Here is a 24,481-nt window from a genome sequence, read left to right on the forward strand (position 1 = left end):
GTTCGGATCTCTGTGAACGCGATCTCGGGCAGCGGCGTGCAGCCGATGCGGCGCGGGGTCAGGGCCGCAGCAGCACCTTCCCGGTCCCCGGGTCCCCTGATCCCACCAGCGCCACCGCTTCGGCGAACCGCTCCAGCGGGAACTCATGGGTGATCAGCGGCGCCGGATCGAGCAGCCCGGCCGTGAACGCCCGCACCGCGTAGGACCAGGCCGCCGACGGCGCGCCGAAGACGCTGCGCACGGTGAGCTGGCTCAGCGACAGATGCACCGGGTCGATGCCCATGGCGCCCGGGGTGAACATCCCGGTCAGCACCACCCGCCCGCCGCGCCGCGCCAGCAGGCACGCGTCGGCGGCGGTGGACGGCGCCCCGGCCGTCTCGACGACCAGGTCGTAGCGGCCCCGCACCTCCTCGGACTCCTTGGGTGTCAGGGCCTCGCTCGCCCCGAAGTCCAGGGCCTGGGCGGCCCGTTGCTCCCTCGGGTCGATCACGGTGAGCTCCGTGGGCGACACCGCGGCCAGCAGCTGCACCGCGAGCAGCCCGAGTGTCCCCGCACCCAGGACGGCGATCCGTTCACCCGGTTCGGGCGCCCCGGCCCGCACCGCCGCCGCGATCACCGCGGCGGGCTCCAGCAGGGCCGCCGCGCGCAGATCCGCGTCGTCGGCCAGCGGGTGCAACAGCCTTGCGGGGACCACCACATGGTCGGCGAACGCGCCGGGCCGGGTGAACCCCGTCTCGTCGTACCCCGCCGTGCACAGCGACGTCTCCCCGTACCGGCACCGCTCGCAGCGCCCGCACGCCCGGAAGCCCTCGGCGACCGTACGCCGCCCGGTCAGCGCGGGGTCGACACCCTCACCCACCGCGTCGACGGTCCCCGACCACTCGTGCCCCGGCACCACGGGATAGCGCACATAGGCGGAGTCGCGGTGGCCGTCGAACACCTCGCGGTCGCTCATGCAGATCCCGGCCGCGGCGACCCGCACCCGGACCTCGCCCGGGCCCGGCTCAGGGAGCGGCCCCTCGGCCAGCCGGTGGCTGCCCGGCTCGTCGATCGTCAACGCACGCGAGAGGGCGCTCACTTGGGCTGCCTCTTCTCCCAGCCGTCCGCCCACAGGTCGAACCGCGCCTGCTGCTGCGGGAATTCAGCCGCCGCGTCCACGTCCAGCTCCACACCGAGCCCGGGGGCTTCGGAGAGCTCGAAGCAGCCGGTGTCGGGGTCGACCGTCGGGGCGCCCTTGACGACCTTCTTGATGTCCGCGTCCGCGAAGTCGTTGAAGTGCTCAAGGATCTTGAAGTTGGGGGTGCAGCCCGCGACCTGGAGGCTGGCGGCGGTCAGCACCGAGCCGCCCACGTTGTGCGGGGCGATCAGCGTGTAGTGGGTCTCCGCGGTCGCCGCCAGCTTGCGGGTCTCCAGGATGCCGCCGATGTGGCCGACGTCCGGCTGGATGATGTCGACGGCCTGGGACTCGAAGAGCTCCCTGAACTCGATCCGGTCATGGATGCGTTCACCGGTCGCGATCGGCACATCGACCTTCTCCGCGACCTTGGACAGCGCCTTGAGGTTCTCCGGCGGCACCGGCTCCTCCAGCCAGGCCGGCGCGAACGGCGCCATCTCGCGGGCGATCCGCACCGCCGTCGACGGGCTGAACCGCCCGTGCATCTCCAGCATCAGCTCGGTGTCGGGGCCGATGGCATCGCGTACGGCCTCGATGAGGGAGACGGCGTAACGTGTCTCCTCGTGGCCGAGCTCGAAGTGCCCCGTGCCGAAGGGGTCGATCTTCAGCGCCCGGTAACCGCGCGCCACGACACCCTGAGCGGCCTTGTGGTACGCCTCAGGGGTGCGCTCGGTGGTGTACCAGCCGTTGGCGTACGCCTTCACCCGGTCGGTGACCTTCCCGCCGAGCAGCTGCCAGACGGGGACCCCGAGCGCCTTGCCCTTGATGTCCCAGCAGGCCATCTCGATGACCGCGATGCCGGACATCACGATCTCGCCGGCGCGCCCGTAGTCGCCGTACTTCATCCGCTTGACGAGGTCCTCGACCGCGAACGGGTCCGAGCCGGTGATGTGGTTGACCGACGCCTCGTGCAGATAGCCGAGCAGCGCGTCCGTGCGGCCCAGCATCCGGGTCTCGCCGACCCCGGTCAGGCCCTCGTCGGTGTGCACCTGGACGTAGGTGAGGTTGCGCCATGGCGTGCCGACGACATGCGTGCTGATTCCGGTGATGCGCACGAGTGTTGCCTCTCCACGTGTTCAGTATTGCGTGTTCGATATTTCGTCGGTCGTTCGAAATGCTGGCGTGACGGTAGGACGAGCCGGAGGGCGTGTCAATGGTTCTCGCACGTACCCTGTCGCCATGAATGATCTCGGCGCGGGTTTCGGGTACCTGATGAAAGGCCAGCGCTGGGTGTTCGGCCACGGCCGGTGGTTCGGCTTCGGTCTGCTGCCCGCGCTGGTCACCCTGGTCGTCTACGCGGGCGCGCTGGTCGGACTGGCCTACGGCGCCGACGACTTGGTCGCATGGGCCACGCCCTTCGCCGACGACTGGTCATCACCCTGGCCGGGTCTCCTGCGCGGCACCCTGGTCGTCCTGGTCTTCCTCCTCGGGATGTTCCTCGCGGTCGTCACCTTCACCGCGGTGACCCTGCTGGTGGGCCAGCCGTTCTACGACGCGCTCTCCGAGGAGGTCGAGCGCGGCGAGGGCGGTGAGGTGCCCGAGTCGGACCTGCCGCTCTGGCGCGAGCTGTGGATCTCCGCCCGCGACTCCGTCCGTATCCTGCTGCGCGTCGCGGTCTACGGGGTGCTGCTCTTCGCCCTCGGCTTCGTCCCCGCCGTCGGGCAGACCGTGATCCCCGCCCTCGGCTTCTGCGTCTCCGGCTACTTCCTGTCCGAGGAGCTCACCGGCGTCGCCCTCCAGCGCCGCGGCATGGTCCTGAAGGACCGGCTCGCCCTGCTGCGCCGCCGCCGCATGATGGTCCTGGGCTTCGGCGTCCCGCTCGCGCTCGCCTTCGTCGTCCCCTTCGTCGCCGTGTTCCTGATGCCGGGCGCCGTCGCCGGGGCCACGCTGCTGGCCCGCGAGCTCGCGCCCCCGCCCGCGCCTCCCGCGGATCCTGAGCCGGCCCCCTCGTCGCCGTACACCCTGCGTAAGGACTGAGGTGTTCCTCGACGACCTCCGTGCCCGCCTCGGCGATCTCGTCGACGCCTCGTCACTGACCAGGGCGCTCTACTCGACCGACGCCTCGAACTACCGCGTCGTCCCACAGGCCGTCGTCATGCCCGGGTCGAAGGACGACGTGGTCGCGGCTGTCGGCGTCGCCCGCACCCACGGGGTCCCCGTCACCGTCAGAGGAGGAGGCACCTCCTGCGCGGGCAACGCCGTGGGCCCCGGGCTCGTGATCGACTTCTCCCGCTCCATGAACCGGGTCCTGTCGATCGACCCGGAAACCTCGACGGCCGTCGTCGAACCGGGAACCGTCCTCAGCACCCTGCAGAGCGCGGCGCTGCCCGCCGGGCTGCGGTTCGGCCCCGACCCCTCCTCCGGCGACCGCTGCACGATCGGGGGCATGATCGGCAACAACGCCTGCGGTCCGCACGGCCTTTCCTACGGGCGCACCGCCGACAACGTCGTGTCGCTGACCTGGCTGACCGGGCACGGCGAGATCATCACGGCCGGCTCGGGGACCGGCGCGCTCGACGCGGTGCCCGGTCTCGACGCCTTCGTACGGGAGAACCTCGCCGTGCTGCGCACCGAGTTCGGGCGCTTCGGACGCCAGATCTCCGGCTACTCCCTCGAACATCTGCTGCCCGAGAACGGCCACCACCTCGCCGCCGCCCTCACGGGCACCGAGGGCAGCTGCGGGATCCTCCTCGAAGCCACGGTCAGGCTCGTCCCCCGGGCAGCGGCCGCGGCTCTGGCCGTCCTCGGCTACCGGGACATGGCCGCCGCCGCGGACGATGTCCCGAGGCTGCTCCCCTTCCGTCCGCTCGCCCTGGAGGGCCTGGACGCACAGCTCGTCGATGTCGTGCGCCGGGCGCACGGCGGCGCCTCGGTCCCCGCCCTGCCCGCAGGCGGTGGATGGATCATGGCGGAGATCGGCGGCGCCACCGCGCGGGAGGCCGTCGACGCGGGACACCGGCTCGTCGCCGCATCGGGATCCTCCGACGCCGTCGTCCTGCCCACGGGTCCCGAGGCGACCAGGCTCTGGCAGATCCGCGCCGACGGCGCAGGCCTCGCGGGACGCACCGCCCAAGGCGAGCAGGCCTGGCCGGGCTGGGAGGACTCCGCCGTGCCCCCGGAGCGGCTCGGGGACTATCTGCGCGGAATCGAGGCCCTCATGGCCGACGAGGGCGTCTCAGGGCTGGCCTACGGCCACTTCGGCGACGGGTGCGTCCATCTGCGCATCGACTTCCCGCTGGAGACCGGCGGCGGACTCATGCGCAGATTCCTCGAACGTGCCGCGGCCCTGGCCGCCGAGCACGGCGGCTCCCTCTCGGGCGAACACGGGGACGGGCGTGCCCGCTCCGAGCTGCTGCCCACCATGTACAGCCCGGGGGCCCTGCGCGCGATGGAGGCCTTCAAGGCGCTCCTGGACCCCGGCGACCTCATGAACCCGGGCGTCGTCGTCCGCCCCGCACCGCTCGACGCCGACCTGCGACGCCCGCAGGCCGTCGAGCTCCTCGCCACCGACGGCTTCGCCTTCCCGCACGACGCGGGAAACATCACCGGGACGGTCCACCGGTGCGTCGGCGTGGGCAAGTGCCGAGCCGACCTGGGAGGGCAGGGCGGATTCATGTGCCCTTCCTACCTCGCTACACGGGAGGAGAAGGACTCCACCCGAGGGCGGGCGCGCGCCCTCCAGGAGATGCTCAACGGCGGTGTCCTCACCCGCGGCTGGAGCTCCCCGGAGGTCCACGAGGCCCTCGATCTCTGCCTGAGCTGCAAGGCCTGCGCGAACGACTGCCCCACGGGCATCGACATGGCGACGTACAAGGCCGAGGCGCTCCACCAGACCTACAAGGGACGCCTGCGCCCCATCAGCCACTACACGCTCGGCCGGCTCCCGCAGTGGCTGAGGCTCGCCGCGCCGCTGGCCCCGCTCGTCAATCTCACCGGCCGGGTCCCCCCGCTCCGCAAGGCGATGATGCGCATGATGGGCGCCGACCCCCGCAGGTCGCTGCCGCCGCTGCCCCGGGCGCCGTTCCGCCGGAGCGGCACGGGCGAACGCGTCAGGAGGAGGCCGGACGGGCACCGGGTGCTGCTGTGGGTGGACACCTTCTCCGACGCCCTGGCCCCGGACATCCCCGGGGACGCCGTCGAGGTCCTCACCGCCGCCGGGTGCGACATCGAGATCGCGGGCCCCGGGGCCTGCTGCGGACTGACCCTCGTCTCCACCGGCCAGCTCACCGCCGCGAAGGCCCGGCTCCGCACCACACTCGACCTCCTCCACCCCCATGTCAGGGACGGGAGGACCGTCGTCGGCCTCGAACCCAGCTGCACCGCCACGCTCCGCTCGGACCTCGTCGAGCTCCTCCCCGACGACACCCGCGCGACCGAGCTGTCCCGCTCGGTCAGGACCGTCGCCGAGTTCCTCACCTCCATCGGCTGGACCCCGCCGCGTGCCGCGGAGAAGCTGCTCGTCCAGCCGCACTGCCACCACTACTCCGTCATGGGATACGGCCCCGACCAGGCGCTCCTGGAGGCGATGGGCTGCGAGGTGGAGATCTCCGCGGGCTGCTGCGGGCTCGCAGGCAACTTCGGCATGGAGAAGGGCCACTACGAGATCTCCGCGAAGATCGCGCAGGACGGCATCCTCGCCAAGGCGTCCGCCGGCCCCGACCGGCGGATCCTCGCCGACGGGTACTCCTGCCGCACCCAGGTACGCGACCTGGCCGGACTCGACAGCCGCCACCTCGTACAGATCATCGCCGAGGCCCTCAGGCGCGAGACACGCTGAGGGGACTCGCGGTGTACGGCGGGCTCAGCGCACCGAGAAGCCGTACACCGTCTCCGAGGTGAACTCCTCGCCCGGCCGCAGCACCGTGCCCGGGAACTCCGGGCGGTTCGGCGAGTCGGGGAAGTGCTGCGTCTCCAGCGCGATGCCGGAGCACGGCTCGAACGGGCCCGCGCCGAGATGGTCGGCGGTGTAGAGCTGCACCCCCGGCTCCGTCGTACGGACCGTCAGCACGCGCCCCGACCCCGGGTCGTACAGCTCGGCGACCGGCCCGGCACCGGCCGGGTCCAGCGCGTAGTTGACGTCGTAGCCCGGGCCCACCGGCTTCGGCTCCCGGAAGTCGAACCTGGTCCCCTCCACCGGCAGGAGCTCGCCCGTGGGGATCGACTCCTCGTCACCCGGGGTGATCCGCCCGGCCGCGAGCCGCAGTTCGTGCCCGAGCGCGCTCCCGCTGTCCGCCCCGGCCAGATTCCAGTACGTGTGGTTCGTCAGGTTCACCACGGTCGGCGCGTCCGTCGTCGCCCGGTAGGCGATCCGCAGCGCGCCGTCCTCGTCCAGGGTGTACGTCACCGACACCGCGAGCCGCCCGGGGAAGCCCTCCTCGCCGTCCTCGGCGACCAGCGAGAGCCGCACACCGTCCGGCACCTCCTCGGCGTCCCACACCCGCTTGTCGAAGCCACGCCCACCGCCGTGCAGGGTGTTACGGCCCTCGTTGCGTGTCACCCGGTGCGTCCGCCCGTCGATGACGAAGCTCCCGCCCGCGATCCGGTTCGCGTACCGGCCGACGACGGCGCCGAAATAGGGGCCCGCGTACGTCTCGTACCCCTTGAGGTCGGGCAGCCCCAGGGCCACATCGGCCCGGCCGCCGTCCCGGCCTGGCACCACGACGGACTGCACCACGGCGCCGTACGTCAGCACCCGCACCCGGGTCAGGCCGCGTTCCAGCGTCCAGCGCCGGACCGGCGTGCGGTCGTCGAGCGTGGAGAAGTCTTCGCTGTGCACCGCTGTACCCGTCTTCACGATCATGAAGTTTACGCGGCGGGCCCCGCAGCGGTGACCTCGCGGTAAGCGATCTCCGCCAGCCTGGCCTGGCCGTCGCGGCCCGGGTGGAACCAGTCCCACCTGCTCAGCTGCGCCCCGGTGAAGCGGTAGTCGAAGACCGCCCCGCCGTCGTAGCGGCAGCGCTCGTCCGTGGCACAGACCTCCCGCAGCACGTCGTTGTACGCGACGACCCGCTCCCGCACCGCGTCGCGCCGCGCGACCGCCTCGGGGCCCATGTCGTCGGCGTCGCCCAGCATCGACCGGCAGATCCCCAGCTTCCAGATCTGCTTGCCCAGCGGGCTCTCCCGCCCGGTCGACCAGAGCCGCTTGAGATCCGGCACGCTCGACACATAGACGCCCGCCTCGGGCGCCGCGGCCCGCAGCTGCCGCAGCGACGCCTCGAAGGAGGAGCGGAAATCGGCCACCGGAGTCATCAGCCGCACCGAGTCCCGGCAGGCGTCGTTCGCGCCGATCATCACCGTGACCAGCTCGGGCCCGTCCTTCGCCGCCTGCGCCATCTGCTCGGGGAGCTGCGCGATCCTGGCGCCCGACACGGCGTGGTTCCAGCTGTGCGAGGCCGCCTTCGACGCCCCCAGAAGACGTACGGCGAGACTGCGCACCCCGTCGTCGGTCCCGGTGGCCCAGGACACCTCGGGGCAGTCGGTCAGCACCGAGCAGGCGTCGAAGCCCCGGGTGATGGAGTCCCCGACGGCCGCGACGGAGGCGGGGCTCGCGTTCCACACCGACGTCGGCGAGGGGCTCGGGGCGCCCGCGGTGCCGCGCGGCTCCGTGTCCCCGCCCCACGAGCACCCCGTGAGCGTGGCGGAACCGGCCAGCGCGACGGCCGCCGCGGTGGCCGCAGCCCGGACACGGAGGCGTGTCGAACGCTCAGGCATCGCTGCTTCCCCTCCGGTCGCACGGGTGACTGTGCCCCTGGCACACCTGGACAGCCCCAGGTGGCGGGCCCGCGCGCTCTCGCGGGTGAATGCTGAGCGAATCATGGGCCCGGGACCGACCGTACGTCACACACCCGGCCCCGGCGCACGGTAGCTTTTTCCCGTCGAACCAGTGGCGCCCGACCGGCCCGCGGACGAATCGGCGGGTATCAGTGGGTCGGGTAAGTTATCTCACGTCACATACTGTCCCTTTTCAGGAGATTCACTCCCGATGCTGTTTACTGAAGACAACCTCGGGAACCGGCCGGGAAGAGACGGTACGGGCGCGAGGCCGCTGGGGAAGGCGAACCTCGTCCCACACTGGAGGTCCCGGTGACGACACGTGGAGTTCTTTACGTTCACTCCGCACCGCGCGCGCTGTGCCCGCACGTCGAATGGGCGGTAGCGGGTGTACTCGGTGTGAGAGTCCAGCTGGACTGGATCAGACAGCCGGCCGCCCCTGGCACCTGGCGGTCCGAATTCTCCTGGAAGGGCCGCGCCGGGACGGCGTCGGAGCTGGCCTCCGCCCTCCGCGGCTGGGACCTGTTGCGCTTCGAGGTGACGGCGGAGCCCTGCCCGACGGCGGAGGGCGAGCGCTACAGCTCCACACCCGGCCTCGGCATCTTCCACGCGGTCACCGGCATGCACGGCGACATCCTGGTCCCCGAGGACCGGCTGCGGGCCGCGCTGGCCAGGTCCCTGCACGGCGAGTCGGACCTGGAGGCCGAGGTCGCCAAGCTCCTGGGCAAGCCCTGGGACGACGAGCTGGAGTCCTTCCGCCACGCAGGCGAGGGCGCCCCGGTCCGCTGGCTCCACCAGGTGGTCTGAGGCCCCCTCACCCCCGCGCCCCCGCCGTGCCGAAACGTTTTTGCGGCAGTGGGACAAAATCAGCCCCGCCGGCGTTTGAGGCGCGGGGGTCCGGGGACGGAGCCCCCCGGGAACGGCCCGCGGCATGCGAAAGACCCGCCTCCCCCCGGGGGAAGCGGGCCTCACAGCAGGCAGGCGGGTCAGACCGAGCGGAACGCCAGCACCACGTTGTGGCCACCGAAGCCGAACGAGTTGTTGATCGCGGCGACCGACCCCTCGGGCAGCGCCCGCGGCTCACCCTGCACGACATCCGCGTCGACCGCCTCGTCGAGCTGATCGACGTTGATGGTCGGCGGAGCCTTCCGGTGGTGCAGCGCCAGCACCGTCGCCACGGTCTCGATGCCGCCCGCGCCACCCAGCAGGTGACCCGTCATCGACTTCGTGGCGGAGATCGCGACATGGTCCAGGTCGTCGCCCAGCACCGCGCGCAGCGCCTTGATCTCCGCGATGTCACCCTGCGGCGTGGACGTGGCGTGCGCGTTCAGGTGAACGACCTCGGACGGCTTCAGGTCCGTCGTGTCCAGCAGATTCCGCATCGCGGCGGCGATGCCGCGCCCGGTGGGCTCGGGCTGCGCGATGTGGTGGGCGTCCGCGGACAGGCCCTGGCCCAGCACCTCGCAGTAGACCTTGGCGCCCCGCGCGGCGGCATGCTGCGCGGACTCCAGGATCACGACGCCCGCGCCCTCACCGAGGACGAAGCCGTCACGGCCCGTGTCGTAGGGACGCGAGGCCTTCTCGGGCTCGTCGTTGCTCTTGGACATCGCCATCATGTTGGCGAACGCCGCGATCGGCAGCGGGTGGATGGCCGCCTCGGTGCCACCGGCGACGACCACATCGGCACGGCCGGTGCGGATCATCTCGACGGCGTACCCGATGGCCTCCGCGCCCGAGGCGCAGGCCGAGACCGGGGTGTGGACACCGGCCTGGGCATTGACCTCGAGACCGACGTTGGCCGCCGGGCCGTTGGGCATGAGCATGGGGACGGTGTGCGGGGAGACGCGGCGTACGCCCTTCTCCTTCAGCACGTCGTACTGGTCGAGCAGGGTGATCACGCCGCCGATACCGGAGGCGATGACCGAGCCCAGACGCTCGGGCTGGATCTTCTCGTCCTCACCGGCCTTGCCGGTGAAGCCGGCGTCCGCCCACGCCTCGCGCGCGGCGATCAGCGCGAACTGCGCCGAGCGGTCCAGCTTGCGGGCGAGCGGCCGGGGCAGGACCTCGCCGGGATCGACGGCCGCGAGGGCGGCGATCCGGACGGGCAGTTCGGCGAAACGTTCGCCCTCGAGAGGCTTGACGCCGGACCGGCCGGCCATCAGACCTTCCCAGGTCGATGCGGAGTCGCCACCCAGCGGAGTGGTTGCGCCGATACCGGTGACGACCACGGTGCGATTGGTCGGGCTCACTGGAAAATCTTCTCCACGTGTAGAGGGTCGTGAATCAGCGGCGCCACCGCCGGGTGGCGACACACAGGACGGGCTGGGATCAGCCCTGGTGCTTCAGGATGTACTCGGCGGCGTCGCCCACCGTCTTGAGGTTCTTGACGTCCTCGTCGGGGATCTTGACGTCGAAGCGCTCTTCGGCGGCGACGACGACCTCGACCATGGACAGCGAGTCGACGTCCAGGTCGTCGGTGAAGGACTTGTCCAGCTGGACGTCCTCGGTCGGGATACCGGCGATCTCGTTGACGATCTCGGCGAGACCGGTGACGATCTCTTCCTGAGTGGCGGCCATGTTGGCGCTCCTTCGATGTGTTTCTGCAGGGTTCGGGCGTGCGGACCGGAAAGGTCCGGTTGCCTAGGGGAGGGTAACGACCGTCGCGGCGTAGACGAGACCCGCCCCGAAGCCGATGATGAGCGCCGTGTCGCCGCTCTTGGCCTGACCGGTCGCCAGGAGCCGCTCCATTGCGAGCGGAATCGAGGCGGCCGACGTGTTGCCGGTGGTTTCCACGTCACGGGCGACCGTGACGTTCTCCGGCAGTTTGAGCGTCTTCACCATCGAGTCGATGATCCGCATGTTCGCCTGGTGCGGAATGAAGACATCCAGGTCCTCCGGGGAGATCCCGGCCGCTTCCAGCGCCTGCTGGGCGACCTTCGCCATCTCGAAGACGGCCCAGCGGAAGACCGCCTGGCCCTCCTGCGTGATGGCGGGGAACTTGACCTCGCCCCGCTCGTTGAGCGGAAGGTTCGAGACATCGCCGATGTGGAGGTCGTTCCACGACACGGTCTGCTTGATCGTGTCGGACTTGTCACCCTCGGAACCCCACACCGTGGGGCCGATGGCCGGCTCCTGGGAGGGTCCGACGACGACCGCGCCGGCACCGTCGCCGAACAGGAAGGCCGTCGCACGGTCCTCCAGGTCGGTGAGGTCGCTCAGCCGCTCCACGCCGATGACAAGTACATACTCTGCCGAGCCCTCGACGATCATGCCCTTGGCGAGCGTGAGGCCGTAGCCGAAGCCCGCGCAGCCGGCGGAGATGTCGAAGGCGGCGGGCTTGCCCGCGCCGACGCGGTACGCGATGTCGGTCGCGACGGCGGGGGTCTGCTTGAAGTGCGAGACGGTGGAGACGATCACTCCGCCGACCTGCTCGGGAGCGATCCCGGCGTCCGCGATGGCCTTGCCCGCGGCCTCCACGGACATCATCGACACGGTCTCCTCGTCGGAGGCCCAGTGACGGGTGGCGATACCGGAGCGGGAGCGGATCCACTCGTCGGACGAGTCGATCGTCTCGAGGATCACCTCGTTGGGCACGACACGGGTCGGGCGGTAGCCGCCGACACCCATGATCCGTGCGTACGGGGCGCCCTTGCTGGGCTTGATCTTCGACATGCTCTCGGGCTCCTTAGGCGCCCGCGTGCTCGGAGATGAGCGCGCGGGCAGCTTCGAGGTCGTCGGGGGTCTTGAGCGCGAGGGTCTTCACACCGGGCAGCGCGCGCTTGGCGAGCCCGACCAGGGTCCCGCCCGGCGCGGCCTCGATGAGCGCGGTGACACCGAGCGCGGCGAAGGTCTCCATGCACAGGTCCCAGCGGACCGGGTTGGCGACCTGACCGACGAGCCGCGAGACGACCTCGTCGCCGGTGGCGACCGTCTTCCCGTCGGCGTTGGACACGTACGTCACCTTCGGGTCGGAGACCGTCAGGGAGCCGGCGGCGGCACGCAGCTTCTCCAGGGCCGGGGCCATGTGGTGCGTGTGGAAGGCGCCGGCGACCTTCAGCGCGACGACACGGCGTACGCCTTCGGGCTTGTCCGCCTCCAGCGCGGCGATCTGCTCCGCGGTGCCGGCGGCGACGATCTGCCCGCCGCCGTTGACGTTGGCCGGGGTGAGCCCCAGCTTCTCCAGGTGCGGGACCGTGACCTCCGGGTCACCGCCGAGGAGCGCGGCCATGCCGGTCTCGGTGGCCGCGGCGGCCTCGGCCATGCCGAGCCCACGGGTGCGTACGAGACGGAGTGCCGCCTCGTCGTCGATGACGCCGGCGAGCGCGGCGGCGGTGATCTCACCGACGCTGTGTCCCGCGACGACACCGGGCGAGGCGTCCAGCGCGGCGGCGGAGAGGAGACCCGAGGCCACGAGCAGCGGCTGCGCCACCGCCGTGTCGCGGATCTCGTCCGCGTCGGCCTTCGTGCCGTAGTGGGCGAGGTCGAGCCCGATGGCCTCGGACCATCCCGCGATGCGGTCGGCGGCACCGGGGAGTTCGAGCCAGGGAGTCAGGAAGCCGGGCGTCTGAGCGCCTTGGCCGGGAGCGACGAGTACGAGCACACTCACACTCTCTCTTGTGGACGGCCCTGGAGACCCGTGGGGACAAGGACGAAGAACCGTCGGGGGAATTGTTGAAGTTCGACAAAAGTCTAGGACTGAGTGTCCCCGGCAGCCAAGCGCCCCAGGATGAGGGCGATCCGGAGCGTGAACGCCGAACGCACATCGGACGGTGACCAGCCGGTGACGTCGGTCACACGTCGTAGCCGGTAGCGGACGGTATTGGGGTGCACGAACAGCATCCGCGCCGCGCCCTCAAGACTGCTCGCCTGCTCCAGATACACACTCAGCGTCTCCAGAAGTGCCGAACCCGCTTCTTCGAGCGGTCTGTAGATCTCCTCCACCAACTGGTCGCGCGCGGCCGGGTCTCCTGCCATCGCACGCTCAGGAAGGAGATCGTCCGACAGGACGGGCCTCGGAGCGTCCTGCCACGCCGAGCAGGCCTTGAGTCCTGCCGCGGCGGCCTGTGCGGACCTGGTGGCGGCGAGGAGGTCGGGCACCACGGGACCGGCGACGACGGGACCCGCGGCGTAGGGGCCGATCAGCGACTTCGCGACGTTCAGCGGGTTGTCGCTGCCGCCCGCGATCACGACCAGCCGGTGCCCGAGCACCCCTGTCAGGACCTGGAGCTTCGCGTGTCTGGCGGCCCGCCGGATGGCCTCCACGGTCAGCTCGCTGTCGCCCTCGGGCGCCGTGCCGAGGATCACGCACACATGCTCGGGGGAGTTCCAGCCGAGCGCGGCGGCCCTGGACACGGCGCCCTCGTCGGCCTCGCCCGACAGCACCGCGTTCACCACGAGCGACTCCAGCCGGGCGTCCCACGCGCCGCGCGCCTCGGCTGCCTGCGCGTACACCTGGGCGGTCGCGAAGGCGATCTCACGCGCGTAGACGAGCAGCGCCTCGCGCAGCACCGACTCGTCGCCCGGCGCGGCGACCTCCTCGATCGCGGCCTCCATGACCTCGATCGTCGTACGCACCATCTCGACGGTCTGCCGCAGGGTGATCGCCCGCGTCAGCTCGCGCGGGGCCGTGCCGAACACATCGGTGGAGATCGCCTGCGGTGTCTCCGGATGCCGGAACCACTCGGTGAACGCGGCGATACCTGCCTGGGCGACCAGGCCGATCCAGGACCGGTTCTCCGGTGGCATCGCCCGGTACCACGGCAGCGTCTCGTCCATGCGGGCGATGGCGTTGGCCGCCAGCCTGCCGGATGACTGCTCCAGGCGTTTCAGGGTCGCGGCGTGGAGATGGGCGTCGTGGGAGGCGGGCTGCTCAGGATCGGGTCGGGGCACGCACACAAGACTGCCTTATCGGGACAGGCGCACGGAGGGGCGGGGCGGAAGACCGGCCGACGGGGATACCTTGGGGGCGTGATGGACGTACGCCGCTCCGGGGACCGCTTCCGCGGCGGGGACCCGGCCACGGGTGACTCCGCGGGCATCGAGACGCTGCACGCATTCTCCTTCGGGCGGTTCTACGACCCGGACAATCTGCGCTTCGGGCCGATCCTTGCCTGCAACGAGGAGCGTCTCGCCCCGGGCGCCGGCTTCGACGAGCATCCGCACAGCCACACCGAGATCGTCACCTGGGTGGTGGAGGGCGAGCTCACCCACCGCGACTCCGCCGCGCACGCCACGGTCGTACGCGCCGGTGACGTCCAGCACCTCAGCTCGGCCGGCGGGGTCCGGCATGTCGAGCGCAACGACGGGGAACACCCGCTGACGTTCATTCAGATGTGGCTGGCCCCCCTGCACCCCGGAGGGGACCCCGCCTACACGCATGTCGCGGGGATCGCCGACTCCACCCCGTACGCCCTCCCCGAGGCGGGCGCCATGCTCCACGTGCGCCGGCAGTCGGAGGGCGAGCGGACCGCGGTGCCGGACGCGGCGGGCGTCTACGTCCACGTCGTACGGGGCCGGGTGCTCATCGCCGGGGAGGAGCTGGCCCCGGGCGACTCCGCCCGCGTCACCGAGCCCCGGGGCCTCGAACTGGAGGCGCTGGAACCGTCCGAGACGCTGCTCTGGGAGCTGGCCGGGGTGTGAGGCCGGCCTACGGGCGCCGCTCCAGCAGGCCGAGTTCGAGCGCCCTGACCACGGCGTGCGTACGGTCGTTGACGTCGAGCTTGGCGAAGACCCGCAGCAGATGTGTCTTCACCGTCGCCTCCGTGATGACCAGCCGCCGGCCGGTCTCCGCGTTGGACAGCCCGTCCGCGACCGCGCCCAGTACGTCCACCTCCCGTCTCGTCAGCGTCACCGGGGCCGGTTTCCGCATCCGGGCCACCAGCCGCGCCGCGACGCGTGGAGCCAGCACGGTCTCGCCCCGGGACGCGGAGTGGACCGCGTCCACCAGTTGCTCGCGGGTGGCGTCCTTGAGCAGGTAACCGATGGCACCGGCCTCGACGGCGCGCTCGATCTCCGCGTCGGTCTCGTACGTGGTCAGGATCAGCACCCGGGTCCGGGCCGGCCCCGCGACGATCTCCGTGGTGGCGCTCGTCCCGTCGAGGACAGGCATCCGCAGATCCATCAGAGCCACGTCGGGTTCAAGACGTTCGACGGTCTCGACGGCCGACCGGCCGTCCTCGGCCTCGCCGACGATCTCGATGGTGGGTTCGTCGGCCAGCAGGGCGATGACCCCGGCGCGCATCACCGTGTGGTCGTCAGCGACGACGATCCTGGCCTTGCCCGGCACCGCGCCGTTCGGCATGTCAGCTCCGTCCGTCGGTGGGAATCATGGCGAGGACGCGTGTGCCGTCGCCGACCGAGCTGGTGACGGTGAGGTCGCCGCCGAGCTCGGCGAGGCGTTCGCGCATTCCGTGCAGCCCGAAGCCGTGGGAGTCCCGCGTCATGAAGCCGCGGCCGTCGTCGGTGATCTCCAGTTCCACGCCGTACGGGAGCGTGGTGAGGACCACCTTCACCGCGGAGGCCGCCGCGTGCTTGCGGACGTTGGCGAGCGACTCCTGGGTGCAGCGCAGAAGGGCGATCCGGGTCTGCTGGTCGCAGATGACGTCCGGCAGTTCCGAGGTGACGTCGATGCCGGTGTCCTCGGTGAAGCGGTCCAGCGTCCTGCGCAGGGTGTCCGCCACCGAACCGGCGGCGACGCCGCTCCGTGGGGCCGAACCGACCAGGACGCGCGCCTCGGCCAGGTTCTCGCGTGCCGTGTTCTCGATCGCGAGCAGCTGCTTACCGCTTCTGCCGGGGTCGGTTGCCAGGCCGGACCTGGCCGCTTCGGCGAGCACGATGATGGACGCGAAGCCCTGCGCGAGCGTGTCGTGGATCTCCCGCGCCAGCCGTTCACGCTCGTCCGCCGCACCCTGACGCTGGTGCGCCTCGACCAGCCGGAGCCGGGCGCCCTCCAGTTCGGCGCTGAGCCGGCGGGCACGCGCGTCGGAGTCCTCGGTGATGTGGTGGACCACCAGTCCGATCGACACGCCCGCCGCGTAGCCGATGAGCGTGAAGATCACGTTGCCGGTGAGGAACTCCCCGTCCCAGCCCTGCCGCACGACGTTGCCGGCCACGACCCCCGCCGCGGCGAGACCGCTGAGAGCGATCGCGGCACGTGTGCTCGCGGTGTAGATCCAGAAGTGCGGAAGCGTCACCACGAAGAGCGCGGCGCTGCCGTCGAGCAGGTACGACATCGCGCCGAGGCCCACGACGAGTACGTACAGGTAGGGCAGGGGGCGCAGGACGGGGTTGCCGGGGAACAGCCCCACCGCGCCGTAGGACAGGGCGAGTACGGCGAGCAGCACCAGCACCGGGAGCCGCGTCGTGCCCGGTGCGTCCGCGACCGCGAGGGCCGGCGGGACCACGCCCAGCAGCACCCAGAAGACGGCGTTCCACCGGTGCAGCGAGGGTACGGTCGGCTCGGTGGCGGGCTGCGGCCGTGGTTTCACCGCGTCAGCCTACTTCTGCCAGGGGCCCGGCGGCGGGCGCACCGGCATGCCGGCTCCGCACCGGGCGGGCAGGCCACCAGGCACGCTCGCCGAGCAGCAGCAGGACCGACGGCAGGACCATGAGCCGGATGATCACGGCGTCCAGCAGGACGGCCACGGCCAGGCAGAACCCCATCTGCTTCATCTCGGTGAGGTGCAGGGCCACGAAGGCGCCGAACACCGTCACCATCACGATCGCCGCGCTGGTCACCACCTTGGCCGACCGGTTGATGCCTTCGAGCACCGCCTCACGGGCCGGCATGCCGTTCTGCCTGGCCTCCTGGATCCGGCTGACCACGAACACCTGGTAGTCCATGGACAGTCCGAAGAGGATCACCACGAGGAACAGCGGCACCCTGGACGCGATCGCGCCGAGGGAGTCGAAGGCCAGCAGGTCCTGTGCCCACGTCCCCTGGAAGACCGCGACCAGCATGCCGAGCGAGGCACCGGCGGACAGCAGATTGAGTACGACGCCGATGACGGCGATCACCACCGAGCGGAACGCCCACACGGTCATCAGGAAGGTCATCAGCAGGAGGAACCCGATGACCAGCGGCAGCTTGTGGCTCTCGTGCGCCACATAGTCACGGCCCCTGGCCACATCGCCGCTCACACCCGTCTCCACGCCGGCCAGCCGGCCGACGGTCGCGGGGATGTGGTCCTGGCGGAGGTGGACGAGCGACTCGATCGCCTCGGCGGAGGGCGCGGGGTGGGGGACCGCGAGTTCCAGCACACTGATCCGGCCGTCGGACGACGTACGCACCTCCGGCGCCGTGTCCTTTGCGCCCTTCATGCCCTTCACGCCCTTCGCGAACAGCGGATCCGACTGGGCCCGCCGGCCGAGGTCGGCCAGCGCCCGCTTCACCTCGGGGGCCCGCTCCGGGGTGGAGCGTGCGACGACCTCGTGCGTGACCAGGAGTTCGGGAAAGCTTCCGGTCAGCCGGTCGTAGACCTGCATGGCCGGGATGTCGCGGGAGAAGGTGTCCTTGCCCGGGTCGATGAGCTTCAGGCCGAGCGCGGGCGCGGCCAGGCCGAGCATGACGAGGACCGACAGGCACAGGGTGAGGGCGGGGCGGGTCCGCGCGGGGCGCAGAAGGGCGCCGAACACCCTCCCCGTCTCGGGCTTCGCGACACGGGCCGGCCTACCGCGCTTCGCCCGTCGGGCGGCGAGGCGCTCTGTACGCCTGCCGATGGCGACCAGCAGCGCGGGGAGCACGGTGAGCGAGCTGGCCACGGCGACCGCCACGACGAGGATGGTGCCGGTCGCCAGCGAGGAGAAGATCACATCGGTGGCCAGATACAGGGTGGCCGTGGAGACGATCACGGCGAGACCCGAGATCAGGATGGCTCGGCCGGCCGTGGCCGCCGCAAGCTCCACGAGGGCCTCCGGCCCGAGACGGCCGCCTGCGCGGGCCCGTTCCTCGCGCTCACGCTTCAGGTAGAAGAGCGTGTAGTCGACGCCCACCGCCAGACCGATGAGCAGGATGAGGTTCATCCCGACCCCGGCGTCCGGCAGGACGTGCGAGGCGACCATGGACAGTCCGATCGCCGCGGCGATCGAGGAGAGCGCCAGCAGCAGCGGTACACCCGCCATGACCACCGAGCCGAAGACGATCAGCAGGGTGATGACGGTGACGGGCAGGCTGATGCGCTCGGAGAGCGCGAGATCCTCACCGCGCTGGTCGTTGACGCCCTTGCTGATGGCGGGCGAACCTGTCTCCTCCACCACCAGATCCGGGTGGCCGGCATCCACGGCCGCCGTCTGCTCCAGGAGCGGGACGACGTTGTTCTTCCCCTCCAGCTCGGGGCCGTTCAGGACCACCGAGACCAGCAGGACCTTGCCGTCGTCCGAGCGGACGGGATCCGCCACGCTCTCCACCTCGGGCAGGTCCCGTCATCCGCGCGGTCACGTCCTGGGCCGCCGATCGGGCCGCGGCCATGTCCAGCTGCCCCGACCTGGCCCGGATCAGGACGTGCTCCGTGGGGGAGCGCTCCAGGCCGCCCTCGGCCGCCATCGCCTCGGCGTGTCCCGCTTCACCGACCCGGAAGTCCTCGGTGGTCGCCTGGTTGGTACCGGCCGCGATGCCGGCCACGAGGCACAGGGTGACGAACACGAACCAGCCGGCTATCGCGCGCCCGGTGTGCAGGGCGCTCCACCGGGCCATGCGCACAGATAGTTGTCTCATGCCAGGAATCCTGGCCGCAGCGGCGTCGCGCCCGACACGTCCTGCCGGTTGAACCTCTTGTCCACCGGCCGGTGGACAAGAGGGGTGGGGCCAGCGGTAGTTGCGCCGTGGCGTCGGGGGAGGTTGCGGACAGGAAACCCGGCTTTTTCAGGGCCGGACCCGTCCTCAACTCCTACTTGCCGGTGCCGACGGGGTCCACGGTGACCTTCTGGTCGGCGCCCTCGGAGACCTGGAGGCGGAGGGAGACCGAGAGGGACTTGGAGTGCGTCTCGTTGGGCGGAGTGACCTCGATGGAGCTGACGCGCGCGCCGGAGCCCTCGGCCGCCGGGTAGTGCAGGGTGAAGCGGGTGATCTCGCCGGGAGCGAGGGCGACGGCCGGCGCGGCGAGGTCGGTGCGCTTGGCGCTGAGGGGGCCGGAGGCGTCCTCGGACTTGAGGTCGACACCGGGGAAGCCCTTCAGCGAGCAGGTGTCGTCGCCGTTGTTCTCGAGCCGGACGACGAGGTCGTTCTCGCCCATGCCGTGCGTGGTGCTGAAGCCGAGGTCCGCGGTCTTGCAGGCGCCGGTGGTGATCTGCCCGCCGCCGCTGCCGGACCCGGCGGACTTCGTGGTGGTCGAGTCGTCGCCGGCGGCCGAGGTGTCCTTGTCGGAGGCGCTCGCGCTGCTGTCATCGGACGAGCCGCCCGAGGAGGACGAAGCGGAGGAGGAGTCGTTCGTACGTGTGGCGGCGTCGCTGTCGCCGCCCTGGCAGGCGGTGAGCGAGAGACCGGCGGTGAGGACCAGGGCGGCGAGGGTGAGGTTCTTGGTGCGCATGGTGTCTTCCTAGCGGTCGGTGCGTTCTGCCCGGTACGAGCGAGCCTTGCTGATCTGTAGGACCCGCGTCGGCCCATGGACCGTTCCCCTTGACCGCCCGCTAATACATGCCTGTTACATGCGATTACGGGGCGGGACGCAGCCGTGACCCGCCGTCCCTTGAACGCCGTGGACGGCACAGTCTCTTCACCGGTGCCACACCTCTCCTGCCCGTACGGGCGCGACACGGGTCGGCCCGCGCGGTCACCCGCCGTGCGTGTCGTACTCCGTTCTGCTGGCCTGGATCTCAGTGCTGTGCTCGATCGCCCAGCGGGCGAGCGCCAGGGCGGGCGGGATGAGGCTCTTCCCTCGGGCGGTGAGCGCGTATTCGACGCGGGGCGGGACCTCGGCGTAGGCGGTGCGGGAGACGAGCCCGTCCCGTTCGAGGTTGCGCAAGGTGAGCGTGAGCATCCGCTGCGAGATGCCGGGGATGTGCTGCTGGAGGTGGGTGAAGCGCATACGGCTCTCGTCGAGCGTCGCCACGATCAGCATCGCCCACTTGTCGCAGATCCGGTCGAGGATCCCCCGGATCGCCTTGCCGCCGCTCACCGGAATCGCGGTCGTGCTCGCCGTCGTGGCTGCGGTGGGTCTGGCACTGGTGCAGGTCGGTGGCCTGGCGCTGCATCTGTCCCGCGGCGAGGCGCGGGTGACCGGGCTCAACGTCGTGCTTCTGGTGCTGGCGGCGGTGGCCGTCTGGCTGGGGGGCGCCGTGTGGCTCTGACGGCCCCTGCCCGGTCGCACGGCGGACACTCAGTCCTTCGACGAGGCCGCCAGCTTGTCGAGTTCGCGCATCGCCTGGCTGTGGGCGCTCATACGGCGCGACACGATACCGATCGTGAAGAGCGACCCGCCGGCGACCGAGACCGGTATGGAGGCCCCGAGCACGGTCACGATCTCCTGGAGGTCGGGTTCGCGCGGGATGAACAGCTCCTTCGCGGCCCAGATCCACAACACGGCGGCGGCGACGAGCAGACCGACGCCCCAGGAGCGTACTTTGACTGCCCGGTCGCGGAATTCGAGGTCGAAATCACGTGATCGCATAGCCGCCGAATCTATCGGAACCGGTGGGCCCTCACTCCTTCCGCTTGGCCGCCTGCCTGTCCAGTTCGCGAACGGCCTGACTGTGCGCGCTGATCCGGCCTGTCACCGTGCCGAGCGTGAAGAACGTTACGCCGCCGGCCATGACCGGTATGGAGGACGCGAACAGGGCCACCGTCTTCGGCCAGTCACGGGCCCTCTGGCAACTTTGATCCGACCAGTCTCCCGTGTTGGCCGTGAACAAGCGGGACTCGCAGGGACCGTTCGGCAACACCAGCAGTGCGGCGCCCCAGAGCCAGAGGAACGAGGCCGCGGCCAGCAGGACGATGCCCCAGGCGCGTGTCTTTCCTGCCCGGTCGAGGAAATCGGTGTCGTAGTCACGGGTTCGCATGGTCGCCGAACTTATCGGAGGCCGATCGCGAAACTCCCACCGGTGGGGGCAGGTTCAGGGCGAGTTACGTCGCAGCCAGGTCTCCAGCGTCGTGAAGTCCGCGCCGGTGAGCCCCTGCCAGGCCTCGACGCGATGGAGGAGGGATTGCCCCGGGTGGTACGCCTCCACCCAGGTGCGGTCGACGTCGGTGATCTCGTCGTCGACCCAGGCGAAGGGCCGCCCGTCGGCGCACTGGGCGAGCCCGGGGGTCTTCCAGTGAAGCCCGCGCGTCCCCTCGTCGAGGGGTGGATCCGGCCAGTCCACCAGGGGCAGTTCCGGCAGGCCGAGCCGTGGCGCGACGTATTCGTTCGCGTCGGACATCCACGTCGTGGCCCACACCAGCTCGCACGGCAGCGCCCTCAGCCGGGGCCCGAGGGAAGGGTCGAGCCTGGAGAGCAGCGGGTTCGGTCCCGGCTCGCCGAACGTCGGGTACCCGTCCGGGAGTTGCTGCCGGGTCGCGCCGAAGGGGATCAGCGGGCCGTCGACATCGAGGAAGAGAAGCGGCAGCGGAGAACCGGCCACGCGTCAGCGCAGTCCGTCCACGAAGGTCTGCCAGGCGGCGGTGCCCATGATGAGGACGGGGCCGGCCGGGTTCTTGCTGTCCCGGACCGGGACGGAGGCGGGGCAGCCGTCGGCGATCTCTACGCAGTCGCCGCCGTTCGGGCCGCTGTACGAGGACTTCCGCCACGTTGCGGTGCCGGTGACCGTGCACTCGACGCATTCGCCGCCGGTGTTGCCGCTGTAGGACGACTTACGCCACGGCGCGCTCTTCAGATTCGGGCCGATTGCCATAACGCTCCTCCATCACACGGGTGATCAGTGCCGCGGAGTCCTCGATGGAGAGGGCTGCGGCCTGCAAGTGAGCGTAGCGGCGCGCGGCCTCCCTGATGGTCTCAGGGTTGGCGGTCATATGGCCGGAGATGAGGTCCTCCGTGTAGATCAGGTCCGGGTCGTCGCCGAAGCGCATCGCCGTGAACGACCCTGCCAAGCTGGAGTGTTCACCCGCCGAGAACGGCAGCACCTGGATCCGCATCCACCGGTGCCTCGTGAACTCCAACAGGCGGGCGAGTTGGTTCCGCATGACCTCGACGCCTCCGATCGGCCGGTGCAGTACCGACTCGTCCAGGATCGCCCAGGCCAGCGGGGGCTGTTCCCGTTCCAGGATCCGCTGGCGTTCCACGCGGGCCGCGACCAGGCCCTCCAGGTCGTCGGGCATCCCGGTGGCCAGCACCGCCCGTGCGTACTCCTCCGTCTGCAACAGCCCGTACACCAACTGCGCCTGGTACGTGGAGATGTACGTAGCCCGCGCCTCCAGCTCCGCGTACGGCTGGAACCATGTCGGCAGTTGGCTGCGCAGGACCAGGCCGACCAGGCGGGAGAAGACCCCGTCCGTACCCAGTGCCGCGTCCAGGCGTTCCGAGAAGTCGCGGGTCGGGACCTTCTTCGTCGTCTCGATCTGGCCGATCAGCGAGCCCGTGCAGAAGATGATTTCGCCGAGCTGGCCCTGCCGGAGGCCGTTGGCCTCGCGCTGGCGGCGTAGTTCCCAGCCGTAGTAGTCCAAGGGGGAAGCGCTGGGGTCGAGTGACTGCACGTTGGCCACGGCGGGGTGCCTCTCGCTTCAACGCCTGACGGCGTTCGTTTCGGGTCGTAGCCGAGAGTAATCATCTCGATGCATCCTGGTGACATGAATCACGTATCCGACACCCGGATCGGTGACGCGGAGGCTGCCGTCTATCGCGCCGATCTCTCGATGGGCGCGCACTCCGCCCGTCATCTGCGCCGCATTCTGCGGCTCTACCTCACTCGTTGGGGTCTGCTCGATGTGGCGGACGCGGCGGAGCTGGCTCTCACGGAGCTGATCGCCAACGTCGTACGGCATGTTCCCGGCCGCCGCTGTCAGACGCTGATCTTCCTGCTCCCCGCCGGTGGTGTGCGGGTCGAGGTGGCGGACGCGTGTGCCCGGTTGCCGCGCCCTGCCGTGGGGGACGTGCTGGACGAGGGCGGGCGCGGGCTGTTGCTCGTGGATGCCGTCACCGACGCCTGGGGTGTGGCCGAGCGCGGTGACGGGGGCGGGAAGACCGTCTGGTTCGAGTGTCTTGGCCGCAGGGCCAGGGCCGCCGCTCAGCGGGAGGAGGAGGCGGCGATCTCCGCCAGTACCGCGTCCGTGAACGGGGTCCAGGCGTCGGCCGCCCAGGGGCCGAAGGCCCGGTCCGTCAACGCGACGCAGGCCACTCCCGCGGACGGGTCGATCCAGAGGAACGTACCGGACTGCCCGAAGTGGCCGAAAGTGGTCGGGGACGAGGAAAGACCGGTCCAGTGCGGTGACTTGGAGTCGCGGATCTCGAAGCCGAGCCCCCAGTCGTTGGGGTTCTGATGACCGTAGCCGGGGAGTACGCCCTTGAGGCCGGGGTGCACGACGGTCTGGGCTTCGAGGACCGTGCGGGGGTCGAGGAGCCGCGGGGCCTGGACCTCCGCCGCGAACCGGGCCAGGTCGTCGACGGTGGAGACGCCGTCCTTGGCGGGTGAGCCCTCCAGGGACGTGGACGTCATACCCAGGGGGTCGAGGACGGCCTGGTGCACGTACTCGGAGAAGGGGATCTCGGTGGCCTTCGCGATGTGGTCGCCGAGTACCTCGAAGCCGGCGTTGGAATACAGCCTGCGGGTGCCGGGCGGCGCCGTGACCCGGTGCTCGTCGAAGGCGAGGCCGCTGGTGTGGGCGAGGAGGTGGCGGACGGTCGAGCCCTCGGGGCCGGCCGGTTCGTCCAGCTCGACCGCGCCCTCCTCGTAGGCCACCAGTGCCGCGTAGGCCGCGAGCGGCTTGGTCACCGAGGCAAGCGGGAAGCGGCGCGCGGTGGGACCATGGTTACCCAGGAGCGTGCCGTCCGAGGCGACGACGGCGGCTGCCGCGGTGGGGACGGGCCAGTTCTCGATCAGCGCCAGGCTCTGCATGGTCATGGGCCGAGCCTAACGGGAGCCGGAACGGGGATCACCACCCGATTACGCTTGCTTGGAGCGCACTCCAAGGTTCTAGCGTGGAGGACATGACGGTGATGGAAAGCGTTTCCGCACGTACGGACACCTGCGCTTCGGCCCCGAAGCCGCATCCGCGCCCCGAGGGCCAGGACAACTACACCATCAGCGAGGTCGTCGCCTACAGCGGGCTCACCGCCCACACGCTGCGGTGGTACGAGCGGATCGGGCTGATGCCGCACGTCGACCGCTCGCACACGGGCCAGCGTCGCTTCAGCAACAGCGACCTGGACTGGCTGGCCTTCGTCGGGAAGCTGAGGCTGACCGGAATGCCGGTCGCGGACATGGTCAGGTACGCCGAACTGGTGCGGGAGGGCGACCGGACCTTCACCGAGCGGCAGGAGCTGCTGGAGGCGACCCGGCGCGATGTGAGGACGCGGATCGCGGAGCTCCAGGGAACTCTGGCCGTACTCGACCACAAGATCGACTTTTATGGCGGCGCCCGTGTGACGGCGCCGGAGACGGAAAGGGTCTGAC

At 70.7% G+C, this 24,481-nt stretch carries 25 protein-coding genes and 2 pseudogenes; 7 read left to right on the forward strand and 20 right to left on the reverse strand.

The window, feature by feature from the left end; all coding sequences use genetic code 11:
* Positions 1 to 58: 58 nt before the first annotated feature.
* Together OG623_RS24935 and OG623_RS24940 are read right to left on the reverse strand one after the other, a co-directional pair.
* On the reverse strand, positions 59 to 1,078 hold the full coding sequence (locus OG623_RS24935; RefSeq protein WP_406149375.1) for a zinc-binding dehydrogenase: 1,020 nt from the start codon (positions 1,076 to 1,078) through the stop codon (positions 59 to 61).
* On the reverse strand, positions 1,075 to 2,229 hold the full coding sequence (locus OG623_RS24940; RefSeq protein WP_406149377.1) for a mandelate racemase/muconate lactonizing enzyme family protein: 1,155 nt from the start codon (positions 2,227 to 2,229) through the stop codon (positions 1,075 to 1,077). The genes OG623_RS24935 and OG623_RS24940 overlap by 4 nt, the downstream gene beginning before the upstream one ends.
* Before the next feature lie 124 nt (positions 2,230 to 2,353).
* Here OG623_RS24940 and OG623_RS24945 point away from each other — a divergent pair, with 124 nt between their 5' ends.
* On the forward strand, positions 2,354 to 3,151 hold the full coding sequence (locus OG623_RS24945; protein WP_406149380.1) for an EI24 domain-containing protein: 798 nt from the start codon (positions 2,354 to 2,356) through the stop codon (positions 3,149 to 3,151).
* Position 3,152: 1 nt separating this feature from the next.
* Positions 3,153 to 5,951, forward strand: coding sequence for an FAD-binding and (Fe-S)-binding domain-containing protein (locus OG623_RS24950; protein ID WP_406149382.1), 2,799 nt, complete (start codon positions 3,153 to 3,155; stop codon positions 5,949 to 5,951).
* Between the two features lie 24 nt (positions 5,952 to 5,975).
* Here the strand turns inward: OG623_RS24950 and OG623_RS24955 are convergent, their stop codons facing one another.
* Positions 5,976 to 6,974: an aldose epimerase family protein gene (locus tag OG623_RS24955; RefSeq protein ID WP_406149384.1), complete on the reverse strand. Its 999-nt coding sequence runs from the start codon at positions 6,972 to 6,974 to the stop codon at positions 5,976 to 5,978.
* A 5-nt stretch (positions 6,975 to 6,979) separates the two neighbouring features.
* Positions 6,980 to 7,885 carry an SGNH/GDSL hydrolase family protein gene (locus OG623_RS24960; protein ID WP_406149386.1) on the reverse strand — a complete coding sequence of 302 codons (906 nt, stop codon included), beginning with the start codon at positions 7,883 to 7,885 and terminating at the stop codon, positions 6,980 to 6,982.
* A 372-nt stretch (positions 7,886 to 8,257) separates the two neighbouring features.
* Here OG623_RS24960 and OG623_RS24965 point away from each other — a divergent pair, with 372 nt between their 5' ends.
* Positions 8,258 to 8,752, forward strand: coding sequence for a DUF3145 domain-containing protein (locus tag OG623_RS24965; RefSeq protein WP_362887963.1), 495 nt, complete (start codon positions 8,258 to 8,260; stop codon positions 8,750 to 8,752).
* Positions 8,753 to 8,931: 179 nt separating this feature from the next.
* Here the strand turns inward: OG623_RS24965 and fabF are convergent, their stop codons facing one another.
* The 5 genes from fabF to OG623_RS24990 all read right to left on the reverse strand — a co-directional run bounded on the left by fabF (position 8,932) and on the right by OG623_RS24990 (position 13,834).
* The gene (gene fabF, locus OG623_RS24970) at positions 8,932 to 10,194 is read right to left on the reverse strand and encodes a beta-ketoacyl-ACP synthase II (RefSeq protein WP_406149388.1); all 1,263 of its coding nucleotides are present in this window, start codon (positions 10,192 to 10,194) and stop codon (positions 8,932 to 8,934) included.
* A gap of 79 nt (positions 10,195 to 10,273) precedes the next feature.
* Complete coding sequence (locus OG623_RS24975; protein ID WP_362887967.1) at positions 10,274 to 10,522, reverse strand: acyl carrier protein; 249 nt, start codon at positions 10,520 to 10,522, stop codon at positions 10,274 to 10,276.
* Positions 10,523 to 10,585: 63 nt separating this feature from the next.
* Positions 10,586 to 11,617: a ketoacyl-ACP synthase III gene (locus OG623_RS24980; protein ID WP_406149390.1), complete on the reverse strand. Its 1,032-nt coding sequence runs from the start codon at positions 11,615 to 11,617 to the stop codon at positions 10,586 to 10,588.
* A gap of 13 nt (positions 11,618 to 11,630) precedes the next feature.
* A complete protein-coding gene (locus OG623_RS24985; RefSeq protein WP_406151991.1) occupies positions 11,631 to 12,545 on the reverse strand; it encodes an ACP S-malonyltransferase in 915 nt (304 codons plus the stop codon).
* Positions 12,546 to 12,634: 89 nt separating this feature from the next.
* Entirely contained in the window at positions 12,635 to 13,834 is a 1,200-nt protein-coding gene (locus tag OG623_RS24990; RefSeq protein WP_362887973.1) for a helix-turn-helix domain-containing protein, read from the reverse strand.
* Between the two features lie 81 nt (positions 13,835 to 13,915).
* Here OG623_RS24990 and OG623_RS24995 point away from each other — a divergent pair, with 81 nt between their 5' ends.
* The gene (locus OG623_RS24995) at positions 13,916 to 14,584 is read left to right on the forward strand and encodes a pirin family protein (RefSeq protein ID WP_406151993.1); all 669 of its coding nucleotides are present in this window, start codon (positions 13,916 to 13,918) and stop codon (positions 14,582 to 14,584) included.
* Between the two features lie 7 nt (positions 14,585 to 14,591).
* Here OG623_RS24995 and OG623_RS25000 read toward each other — a convergent pair whose 3' ends face one another.
* The 5 genes and pseudogenes from OG623_RS25000 to OG623_RS25020 form a co-directional block, all read right to left on the reverse strand.
* Complete coding sequence (locus OG623_RS25000; RefSeq protein ID WP_406149392.1) at positions 14,592 to 15,245, reverse strand: response regulator; 654 nt, start codon at positions 15,243 to 15,245, stop codon at positions 14,592 to 14,594.
* Between the two features lies 1 nt (position 15,246).
* Positions 15,247 to 16,431, reverse strand: a complete 1,185-nt coding sequence (locus OG623_RS25005) for a sensor histidine kinase (RefSeq protein WP_406149394.1) — start codon at positions 16,429 to 16,431, stop codon at positions 15,247 to 15,249.
* A gap of 4 nt (positions 16,432 to 16,435) precedes the next feature.
* Positions 16,436 to 18,656 (reverse strand): annotated as a pseudogene (locus OG623_RS25010) (MMPL family transporter).
* Between the two features lie 172 nt (positions 18,657 to 18,828).
* Entirely contained in the window at positions 18,829 to 19,467 is a 639-nt protein-coding gene (locus OG623_RS25015; protein WP_406149396.1) for a DUF4232 domain-containing protein, read from the reverse strand.
* Positions 19,468 to 19,710: 243 nt separating this feature from the next.
* Complete coding sequence (locus OG623_RS25020; RefSeq protein WP_406149398.1) at positions 19,711 to 20,055, reverse strand: winged helix-turn-helix transcriptional regulator; 345 nt, start codon at positions 20,053 to 20,055, stop codon at positions 19,711 to 19,713.
* On the opposite strand from OG623_RS25020, the gene OG623_RS25025 reads away from it, so the two are divergent.
* Complete coding sequence (locus OG623_RS25025) at positions 20,042 to 20,227, forward strand: DoxX family protein (RefSeq protein WP_406149400.1); 186 nt, start codon at positions 20,042 to 20,044, stop codon at positions 20,225 to 20,227. The genes OG623_RS25020 and OG623_RS25025 overlap by 14 nt on opposite strands.
* Positions 20,228 to 20,256: 29 nt before the next feature.
* Here OG623_RS25025 and OG623_RS25030 read toward each other — a convergent pair whose 3' ends face one another.
* The 5 genes from OG623_RS25030 to OG623_RS25050 are packed head-to-tail and all read right to left on the reverse strand — an operon-like array spanning position 20,257 to position 22,574.
* The gene (locus OG623_RS25030) at positions 20,257 to 20,547 is read right to left on the reverse strand and encodes a hypothetical protein (protein ID WP_406149402.1); all 291 of its coding nucleotides are present in this window, start codon (positions 20,545 to 20,547) and stop codon (positions 20,257 to 20,259) included.
* A 31-nt stretch (positions 20,548 to 20,578) separates the two neighbouring features.
* Positions 20,579 to 20,935, reverse strand: coding sequence for a hypothetical protein (locus OG623_RS25035; protein ID WP_406149404.1), 357 nt, complete (start codon positions 20,933 to 20,935; stop codon positions 20,579 to 20,581).
* Between the two features lie 54 nt (positions 20,936 to 20,989).
* Positions 20,990 to 21,496: a hypothetical protein gene (locus OG623_RS25040; RefSeq protein ID WP_406149406.1), complete on the reverse strand. Its 507-nt coding sequence runs from the start codon at positions 21,494 to 21,496 to the stop codon at positions 20,990 to 20,992.
* Positions 21,497 to 21,499: 3 nt separating this feature from the next.
* The gene (locus OG623_RS25045) at positions 21,500 to 21,766 is read right to left on the reverse strand and encodes a DUF397 domain-containing protein (protein ID WP_406149408.1); all 267 of its coding nucleotides are present in this window, start codon (positions 21,764 to 21,766) and stop codon (positions 21,500 to 21,502) included.
* Entirely contained in the window at positions 21,726 to 22,574 is an 849-nt protein-coding gene (locus OG623_RS25050; RefSeq protein ID WP_406149410.1) for a helix-turn-helix domain-containing protein, read from the reverse strand. Before OG623_RS25050 ends, OG623_RS25045 begins: the two co-directional genes overlap by 41 nt.
* A gap of 150 nt (positions 22,575 to 22,724) precedes the next feature.
* Between OG623_RS25050 and OG623_RS25055 the strand changes: the two are divergent.
* Positions 22,725 to 23,072 (forward strand): annotated as a pseudogene (locus OG623_RS25055) (ATP-binding protein); the annotation flags it as partial.
* 23 nt (positions 23,073 to 23,095) lie between these two features.
* On the opposite strand, the gene OG623_RS25060 reads toward OG623_RS25055, so the two are convergent.
* On the reverse strand, positions 23,096 to 23,923 hold the full coding sequence (locus OG623_RS25060; protein ID WP_406151995.1) for a serine hydrolase domain-containing protein: 828 nt from the start codon (positions 23,921 to 23,923) through the stop codon (positions 23,096 to 23,098).
* Between the two features lie 92 nt (positions 23,924 to 24,015).
* Between OG623_RS25060 and OG623_RS25065 the strand changes: the two genes are divergently transcribed.
* Positions 24,016 to 24,480, forward strand: a complete 465-nt coding sequence (locus OG623_RS25065; RefSeq protein WP_406149412.1) for a MerR family transcriptional regulator — start codon at positions 24,016 to 24,018, stop codon at positions 24,478 to 24,480.
* The last annotated feature ends 1 nt before the right edge of the window (position 24,481 follow it).

It is taken from the genome of Streptomyces sp. NBC_01012 (assembly GCF_045162755.1).
GTDB lineage: Bacteria > Actinomycetota > Actinomycetes > Streptomycetales > Streptomycetaceae > Streptomyces.